Source organism: Microbispora sp. GKU 823 (genome assembly GCF_002027145.1).
Classification (GTDB): domain Bacteria; phylum Actinomycetota; class Actinomycetes; order Streptosporangiales; family Streptosporangiaceae; genus Microbispora; species Microbispora siamensis.
On sequence record NZ_MWJN01000079.1, the window covers coordinates 35,647 to 41,883 of the forward strand.

The following is a 6,237-nucleotide window of genomic DNA, read 5'->3' on the forward strand; positions in this document are numbered from 1 at the left end:
TCCATCCTCGGCACCCCGTCTGCCTGCGACAACGACGAAATCCGCAACGATCGTTAACCTCTGTGTTAGCGATCGAGCTCCGCGCGGAGGAGCGTAATGAACGAACGCACCCTGCCGGTCTGAGCGCCCGCCGGCCAGACCGGCCCATACTCGATGGGCGGCAGGTCGGCGATGGGCACGTAGACGATGTCGGGCCGGGCGTGGTATCGAGTGGCCTGGTTGCCCACCACGGCCATCCCGGCGCCGGCACTGACGAGCGTCAGCAACTCCTGCCGCGAGGTCATCATCTGCGTCCGCCGGATGGGACGCCCGCTGGGCGCCTGCGCCGGGATCAGCGCGTCGAGCAGATACTCGGGCGCGCCGGTGGGCGCGAGAACGGTGTCCCTGGTGAGGTCCTCCACTGTGACGCTGTCCCGCCGCGCGAAGGGATGCCGGGCGGATACGGCCAGCATGCGCTTATCGCGCAGCAGTACCGGCCCGCTCGACAGATCGGCCTCGCGCACGGGCAGTTCGGTGATCTGCACGTCGAGTTCGCCGGCTCGCAACGCGCCGAACGCGTCCGACAGGTGCACCTCGCGGATGCGCACCTCGCATTCGGGATGACGGGTGCGGAACGCCTCGGCGGCGGCCATGATGGCCTCCCCCACCAGCGGGCTGGAAAAGCCCACCCGCAAGATCCCGGAGAAGCCGCGCCCGGCGGCGATGGCCTTGGCGATGCCCTCTTGTATGCGTTGATAGCCCGCCTGCACATCCTCGCGCAGCGCACTGCCGACCGGGGTCAGCGCCACCTGGCGGCTGGTGCGCTGGAACAGTGTCACACCGAACCGGCGCTCCAACCGCTTGATCGTCTGACTGACGCGGGCACCGCTGACGCCCAGCCGCTCGGCCGTACGGGTGAAATGGAGTTCCTCGGCCAGGGTCAGAAAGATCTCTATGTCTCGCCGTTCCATAACCCGCAGGTTAGCGATCCGCCGCTGATGCCAATCGAGCTGTGAATCGCAGCGGCCGAGCGATCGGGGAAGGCGGGGCGGCAGGGGTGAGGGCGTGGGTGCGCGAGGGCCCCTGCCGCCCGCTGCGTCACCCGTCGCCGGTGATGCGGCCGAGGCGCTCCATGGCCTCGATGTACTCCTCCACCATCTCGAAGACGACCTGCCTTGCCGGCTTGACCTGGTTCATCGCGCCGATGATCTGGCCGGCGGGGAACGTGGCCAGCTCGGTCGCGTCCGACCTGCCGATCCGCCGCAGCGCGTCGGAGATCAGCATGAACTGCAGCGGCATCGGCAGCGTGCCGGGCGACTCGGCCGACTCCCACGCGTCGGTCCACTCGTTCTTCAGCAGGCGGGCGGGCTTGCCAGTCCAGCTCCGCGACCTGACCGTGTCGCGGGAGGTGGCCGCGATGATGCGCTGCCGCACGGTCTCGGAGGTGTCGGCCTCCTCCACGGCCAGCCAGATCGAGCCGGTCCAGACGCCTTCGGCGCCGAGCGCCATGCCCGCGGCCATCTGGCGGCCGGAGCCGATGCCGCCCGCGGCCAGGACCGGCACGTCCACCGCGTCCACCACCTGCGGGATCAGCACCATCGTGGAGATCTCGCCGGTGTGGCCGCCCGCCTCGGTGCCCTGAGCCACGACGACGTCCACGCCGACCTCGACCTGCTTGACGGCGTGCCGGGGCGTGGAGGCGAGCGCGGCCACCTTCACGCCCTTCGCGTGCGCCTGCTGCACGACGTCGGCGGGCGGCGGGCCGAGGGCGTTGGCGAGCAGCGCGATGGGGTGCCGGAGCGCGACCTCGACCTGCGGCCGGGCCGTGGCGTCGGTCCAGCCGAGCAGCACCTTGCCGGAGTCGGAGCCGTCCAGCGGCGGCACGCCGTGGCGGGCCAGCAGGTCCTCCACGAAGGCCCGGTGCCCCTGCGGGATCATCCCCTGCAGTCGCGCCACCAGTTCGGCCGGGGAGTCCACGTCGAGGTCCGCGCCCTCGTAGGAGGCGGGCATCACCACGTCCACGCCGTACGGACGGCCGTCCACGTGGTCGTCGATCCACTTCAGCTCGATCTCGAGCTCTTCGGGGGTGAAGTACAGGGCGCCGAGCACCCCCATGCCGCCGGCGCGGCTGACCGCGGCGACGACGTCCCGGCAGTGGCTGAAGGCGAAGATGGGGAACTCGATACCGAACATGTCGGTGACACGTGTCCGCATGCCTCGAACGTACGTCGGCCCCCAGCTAACTGCAACGCGTTCTAGTAATCCGCACCCGCTGGGTTCCTACCAGCCGGTAACCAGTCGGCCGAGATCCGCCCGGCATCCACTGCGAGAACACGTTCCACGCGGCGGCCGCCCCCCTGCGACACAGCCCACCGGCATCATGCGTCACAAGGGGGGCGATAGCTCACGGGTTAAAGTCAAATTTCATGACAATGCGGGATTGCAGCCATACCACGGGGGCCGTACCTTCCCCCTATGGATCTGGAGATCCGCCACCTCAGAATCGTGCACGCGGTCGCCGAAGCCGGAAGCGTCACGAAAGCGGCCACCCGGCTCGGCCTCGCCCAACCGTCGCTCACCGCTCAGCTCAAGCGCATCGAGCGCTCACTCGGGGGTCCGCTGTTCGAACGCGACCGCAACGGCGCCCGTCCCACTCCTCTCGGCGAGATGGTGCTGTCCCGCGCCCGGGTGCTGCTGCCCGCCGTACGGGACCTCCAGGAGGACGCGGTGCGGTTCGCCAACACCTCCGTCAAACTGCCCGGCTATCGCATCGGCGCGACGAACGGGCCCATACTCGGCGGGCTCGTCGAGCGCCTGACCGCCGACCAGCCGGGCATCCCGGTCACCACCCGCACCTCATGGTCGGCCGGTGAGCTGACCGCGCTCGCGGTGGCCGGCCGGCTCGACTTCGTGCTGCTCGGGACGTGCGGTGACAGCCCGCCTCCCCCGGCCGAGGCGATGAACTGGACCACGGTCGGCACCGACCCGGTCTTCGTGCTCCTGTCCGAGGACCACCCCCTCGCGGGAGAGAAGGAACTGGAGCTGTCCAGCCTCGCCGAGGAACACTGGACGGTCGCCCCCGGCGACGGCTGTTTCGCCGACTGCTTCGCCGCCGCCTGCGCGCGGGCCGGGTTCGTGCCCGAGTCCATCTACGAGACGGACGTGGGGACCTGCCTGCACCTGGTCGGAGTGGGCAAGGCGGTCGCCCTGTGCCAGGCCACCTTCCGGCTCACCGCCGGGCTCGTCATGATGCCGCTGGCCGGGGCGCCGCTGCGGTGGCGGCATCTGCTCGGCTGGCACGCCGACTCGATCGGCGCGCGGGCCGCCGCCCCCGTCGTCGCCGCCCACGCCCGGGCCGCGTACGCCGACGCGGTGCGGCGCAGCGCCCGTTACGCCGACTGGCTCGTCACCAACCCCGAATACGGCGCGGTCCCCTGACCGTCCGGACAAGGCGGGGTGGAAGACCGCCGACCACCTGCTGGTCAAGGGGTCCTCGTTCATGCCGGAGGTTCGGGGGCGGTTATTTCCGGGCCAGCGAATCCCCAGACAGGGGCGGTTCCATAACTCGGTGATAGGGGCGAATTGATAGATCCACCTGAAAGCGGAGGTCGGTTACGTTGACGGCACCCCCCAGAGACAAGGAGAGCCCCACATGCTCCACAGACGCACCGTACTCGCCGGATGCGCTCTGGCCGTCACGGCCCTCGCCACGGTCGCCACCCCCGCCATGGCCGAGCCGAACAACTCTCCCGCCTCCTCCGCCGTCAAGCCCCCGCCCGCGATGATGGAGGCCATGCAGCGCGACCTCGGGCTCACCCCCGCCCAGGTCGACGCCCGCCTGGCCAACGAGGCGAAGGCCATGTCCACCGACGCCAAGGTCCGCGCCGCGATCGGTGACGCCTACGCCGGATCGTGGGTCTCCGGCACCACCTCCGAGAGCTTCATCGTCGCCACCTCCGACGCCTCCAAGGCGGGCGCGGTGCTGGCCGCAGGCGCGCAGCCGAAGATCGTCAGCCGCAACCTCGCCGCCCTCGACTCCGCCGAGGCCGCGCTGGACCGGGCCGCCGCCAACGCGCCGGCCTCCACGCCCGTGTGGTACGTCGACGTGCGCAGCAACAGCGTCGTCGTGCTGTCCTCCAACACCGCCGAGGCCGAGGCGTTCGTGGCCGCGAGCGGCGCCGACAAGTCGGCCGTACGCGTCGAGCAGTCGAACGAGCAGCCCCAGACCTTCTACAACCTGCAGGGCGGCGACGCGTACTACATCAACAGCTCCGCCCGCTGCTCCATCGGCTTCTCGGTGCGCAGGGGCAGCACGCCCGGCTTCGTCAGCGCCGGTCACTGCGGCCGCGCCGGCAACACCACGACCGGCTACAACCGGGTCGCGCAGGGCACCTTCCAGGGCTCCTCGTTCCCCGGCAACGACTACTCCTGGGTTTCGGTCAACAGCAACTGGACGCCCACGAACATCGTGTCGTACGGCAACGCGAGGGTGAGCGGCTCCAGCGTCGCCGCCGTGGGCTCCTCGATCTGCCGGGCCGGCTCGACCACCGGCTGGCACTGTGGCACCGTGCAGCAGCTCAACGCCAGCGTCCGCTACTCGCAGGGCACGGTCAGCGGCCTGACCCGGACCAACGTCTGCGCCGAGCCCGGTGACTCCGGCGGCTCGTTCATCTCGGGCAGCCAGGCCCAGGGCATGACCTCCGGCGGCTCGGGCAACTGCTCCTCCGGCGGCACCACCTACTTCCAGCCCGTCAACGAGGCCCTGTCGGTCTACGGACTGACGCTGGTCACCAGCTGATCCCGGCCGATCGAAGGAGGCTCCCCCGCCGGCCCGTCACCGGGTCAGCGGGGGAGCCTTCGCCATAGGGGCCGGGGCAGCAGGCGCATGACGGCGAACGCGAGCCGCAGCCGCGCGGGGACCCACACGGTCACCTTCCGCGTGTCCAGGGCCTCCACGACCGCGTCCGCGACCTCCGCCGCCGTCACCGACATCGGGGCGGGGTCATCCCCCGCGTCATCCGGCCGATCCACGAACCCCGGCCGGACCGACCACGACCCGGGCCCCGGAGCCGTGCAGGGCGTCGGCCAGCCCCTGGGCGAAGCCGTCCAGCCCGGCCTTGGCCGAGCCGTACACGAAGTTCGCCTTCCGCACCCGCACCCCGGCCACCGACGACAGCACGACGAGCGTGCCGTGGCCCTGCTCCCGCAGCCGTCGTGCGGCGGCCAGGCCGATCGAGACGTGGCCGCCGAAGTTGACCGCGACGTCGCGGGCGGCGGCCACCGGGTCGGCGTCGTAGACCGCCTGGCTGCCGAGCACGCCGAACGCCGGGATCACCACGTCGAGGTCGCCGACCTTGGCGGCGGCCTCCTCGATCAGGGCGGCATGCGTCTCCGCGCGGGCGGCGTCGAAGTCCAGCACGTGGACCTCGGCCCCGAGCCGTTCGAGATCCTCCGCCGGCACGGCGGTGCCGCCGTCCTTGCTGGGCGCAGAGGCGTCACGCGCGGCGAGCACGACCCGGCGGGCGCCCCGCCGGACCAGCCGCTCCACGATCGCGAGGCCGATCTCACTGCGCCCGCCGAGCAGCAGGACGGTGTCGACCGAGCCCAGCGCGTTCCTCATGGCCACTCCCTCGACGATGGAATCAGCACAGGCGCAGCCTACGGGCGAGGTCGGAGACGAAGACGCCGTCCGGGTCGGCCCGGCGCCGGATCTCCCGCCACTCCCCCAGCCGGGGGTACGTCGCGGCCATGGTGGCGGCCGACATCCGGGAGTCCTTGGCCAGGTAGAGGCGGCCACCGGCGGCCGCGACCCAGTCGTCGAACTCGGTCAGCATCGCGGCCAGCCCGCTCTGCCCGGCCGGGATGTCCAGGGCCAGCGTCCAGCCGGGCATCGGGAACGACAGCATGCCGGGCGTCCCCGCCCCGAACCTCTTCAACACGGTCAGGAACGACACGACCCCCGCGCCGGACAGCCGCTCGACCACCCGGCGCAGCGTGTCCTCCGCGCCGAGCGGCACCACGAACTGATACTGCACGAAGCCGTGCGGGCCGTACATCCGGTTCCAGCCGGCCACGCCGTCGAGCGGGTGGAAGAACGGCGCGATGCCCTGGACGATCCGGCGCGGGACGGCGGGGGCCTTGCCGTACCAGGCGGCGTTGAAGGCCCGCACCGTGGCCCGGTTGAGCAGGCCGCCGGGCGCCAGCGCGGGCGGACGAGCAGAGGCGCGGCGGCGAAGGCGAGCGGGTCCGCGCGCGCGG

General features: G+C 71.5%; 5 protein-coding genes and 1 pseudogene. 2 read left to right on the forward strand and 4 right to left on the reverse strand.

The genetic code is table 11. From position 1 onward, the window contains the following. Positions 1-65: 65 nt before the first annotated feature. A complete protein-coding gene (locus B1L11_RS31820) occupies positions 66-950 on the reverse strand; it encodes a LysR family transcriptional regulator (RefSeq protein WP_079319082.1) in 885 nt (294 codons plus the stop codon). A gap of 127 nt (positions 951-1,077) precedes the next feature. Beyond that, entirely contained in the window at positions 1,078-2,193 is a 1,116-nt protein-coding gene (locus B1L11_RS31825; protein WP_079319083.1) for a nitronate monooxygenase family protein, read from the reverse strand. Between the two features lie 261 nt (positions 2,194-2,454). Here B1L11_RS31825 and B1L11_RS31830 point away from each other — a divergent pair, with 261 nt between their 5' ends. Then, positions 2,455-3,417 carry a LysR family transcriptional regulator gene (locus B1L11_RS31830; protein ID WP_079319084.1) on the forward strand — a complete coding sequence of 321 codons (963 nt, stop codon included), beginning with the start codon at positions 2,455-2,457 and terminating at the stop codon, positions 3,415-3,417. A gap of 214 nt (positions 3,418-3,631) precedes the next feature. After that, a complete protein-coding gene (locus B1L11_RS31835) occupies positions 3,632-4,777 on the forward strand; it encodes a S1 family peptidase (RefSeq protein ID WP_079319085.1) in 1,146 nt (381 codons plus the stop codon). 44 nt (positions 4,778-4,821) lie between these two features. Here B1L11_RS31835 and B1L11_RS31840 read toward each other — a convergent pair. Continuing rightward, a pseudogene (locus tag B1L11_RS31840) lies at positions 4,822-5,599 on the reverse strand (decaprenylphospho-beta-D-erythro-pentofuranosid-2-ulose 2-reductase). A 22-nt stretch (positions 5,600-5,621) separates the two neighbouring features. Beyond that, a partial coding sequence (locus B1L11_RS31845; RefSeq protein ID WP_306291730.1) for a D-arabinono-1,4-lactone oxidase occupies positions 5,622-6,237 on the reverse strand: 616 nt, incomplete at its 5' end.